Source organism: Actinacidiphila sp. bgisy167 (assembly GCF_057707665.1).
The window spans coordinates 1-2,359 of record NZ_JBYIQP010000181.1 but is presented as its reverse complement, the minus strand read 5'-3'; the positions used below and the strand labels follow the sequence as shown (position 1 = coordinate 2,359).

General features: G+C 67.6%; 3 protein-coding genes. 1 reads left to right on the top strand and 2 read right to left on the bottom strand.

Features of this window, described 5'->3' with window-relative positions; all coding sequences use genetic code 11:
- Positions 1-351 (bottom strand): HAD domain-containing protein (locus tag AC3ET4_RS30595; protein ID WP_431955194.1); only part of this gene is annotated, 351 nt, incomplete at its 3' end.
- Positions 348-1,601, bottom strand: a complete 1,254-nt coding sequence (locus tag AC3ET4_RS30590; protein WP_431955192.1) for an IS256 family transposase — start codon at positions 1,599-1,601, stop codon at positions 348-350. The genes AC3ET4_RS30595 and AC3ET4_RS30590, both read right to left, overlap by 4 nt.
- Positions 1,602-1,873: 272 nt before the next feature.
- Between AC3ET4_RS30590 and AC3ET4_RS30585 the strand changes: the two genes are divergently transcribed.
- A partial coding sequence (locus AC3ET4_RS30585) for a VOC family protein (protein ID WP_431955190.1) occupies positions 1,874-2,359 on the top strand: 486 nt, incomplete at its 3' end.

Here is a 2,359-nt window from a genome sequence, read left to right as displayed (position 1 = left end):
CGCGAACGAGCGGCCAGCTGCGCATTCCACCAGGGTCCGGGTCTTCCAGTGAAGTCCGAACCACCGGTCCTCGTGTTCATGCTCGGCGGATGGCTCCGGCCAGTTCACGACGGGCAGCCGCGGCAGCCCGATCCGGGGTGCCACCTCGGCGTTCGCCTCGTCCTCCCAGGTCGTGGCCCAGACCAGTTCGCACGGCAGCGCCGCCAGCCGAATCCCCACCTTGGGGTTGAGTCGCGCCAGGTGAGGGTGGGGGCCTGTGTCTTTCGGCTCGCGCTGCGGGCTCAGGCCGAACGGAAGAAGTGGCCCGTCGACATCGAGGAACAGCAGCGGGCGTTTCACCTGCCGGGTCATGCCGCACTGACCTCCTCGCGCTCGACCAGGACGCCGTTTTCGAACGTGGCGCCGGCGCGGACCAGGGCGACGAGGTGGGCTCCGCGGATTGCGCGCCAGCGAGCCTGGGCGGATTCGACGAGTTTGAAGACCATCGCGAGGGCTGCGGCTGGGCTTCCGGCGCCGCGGGTGACCTTGGTGCGGAGCTTGACCGTGGAGAAGGTCGACTCGATCGGGTTCGTGGTCCGCAGGTGGATCCAGTGCTCGGCCGGGAAGTCGTAGAACGCCAGCAGTTCCTCGGCGTCGTCGGTGATCTTCGCTACGGCCTTGGGCCATTTCGCGCCGTAGGTCTTCGCGAACGCCTCGATCGCCTTCTCGGCATGGGCGCGGTCCTCGGCGTTGTAGATCTCCTGCATCGCCTTCGTCGCGCCCGGCTGTGCGGACTTCGGCAGGGCGTTCGTGACATTGCGGGCCTTGTGGACCCAGCAGCGCTGGTGGCGGGCGGCCGGGAACACCTCGGCGAGCGCCTTCCACAGCCCCATCGCGCCGTCGCCGACGACCAGCTCGGGATCGCGCATGCCCCGGCGGCGGCAGTCGCGCAGCAGGTCGGCCCACGACTCGGTGGACTCTCGCAGCCCCTCGGCCAGCGCGATCAGTTCCTTGGTGCCGTCCAGGCGCACACCCATCAGCACCAGGACGCAGGAATGTGCCTGCCCGAGCCGGACCTTGGGGTGCACCCCGTCCGCCCACACGTACACGTAGTCGGACTCGGACAGGTCGCGCTGCTGGAAGGCGGCGTGATCGTCGCTCCACTGCTTCGTCAGCCGGGTCACGGTGGCCGGCGACAGGCCGGCCGCCGAGCCGAGGAACTGCTCCAGCGCGGGCACGAAGTCCCCCGAGGACAGGCCATGCAGGTAGAGCAGCGGCAGCACCTCGCTGATCTTGGGCGACTTGCGGCACCACGGCGGCAGGATCTTCGAGGAGAACCGCATCCGCTCGCCGGTGGCCGCGTCGACCCGCTTGTCGTTCACACGTGGGGCCGTGACCTCGACCGGACCTGCGGCGGTGACGACCGTGCGGGGCCGGTGACGGCCGTTGCGGACCACCAGGCGACGCCCGGCCGCGTCAGTCTCGGCAGCCAACTCGGCTATGTACTGGTTGACTTCAGCCTCCAGCGCGGCGGCAAGCATCCGCCGGGCCCCCTCGCGGACGATCTCGTCGATCAGGGAGCCGGACTCGGTGGAACCGTCGGCGTTCACTACGCTGAGCACGGGCGTGCCTTCCCGACCCGCGCTGCGAACGCGGGCCTACTCGGTGACCATCAAAGGATCATTCGGGAAGGTACGCCCTCCGCGTGCCCTCCCGGAACCGATCCACAGGTCTTGAGCATTGCTCCTCCCGCACTGCGGGGAACCTCAGCAACCCCCCGGCGGTCGGAAACCCGTTGAGGCGAGCTCGGGTTCTTGATCCGACGATGTGACAAGACGTGTTACCTGGGTACCAGGGCAGTGATGCCTGTCAAGGAACTCAAGGAGGATCCCTCATGACTGTCGCCGCTACTTCCATGAACCTCACGAAGGCCGCCCACGCCGGGATCTCGGTCTCGGACCTGGACGTGTCGATCGCGTTCTACACGGCCCTGACCGGTCGTGGACCCGTCGCCCAGGGAACCATGAGCAGCGTGCCGTTCGGTAAGTCGCAGGGACTGCCCGTCGCGAACCTGCGGTACGCGACGATCAACATCGACGGGCTCGGTATCGACCTCATCCAGTTCACGGAGCCGGCGGGCAAGCGGACACACGGCAAGGCGAACCGCCCCGGTTCCATGCACCTGTGCTTCAAGGTCGACGACTTCGATGCGGTCTATCAGCGGATGAAGGAGGCCGGTTACGACTTCCTGGGCGATGACTACACCTTCATCGAGGGCGAGGTCACCCCGGACGAAGCCCTAGGCACCAAGGTCGCCTACTTCAACGACCCTGACGGAACCAACCTGGAGATCATTGAGCCCATGGGCGGCTTCGCCAAC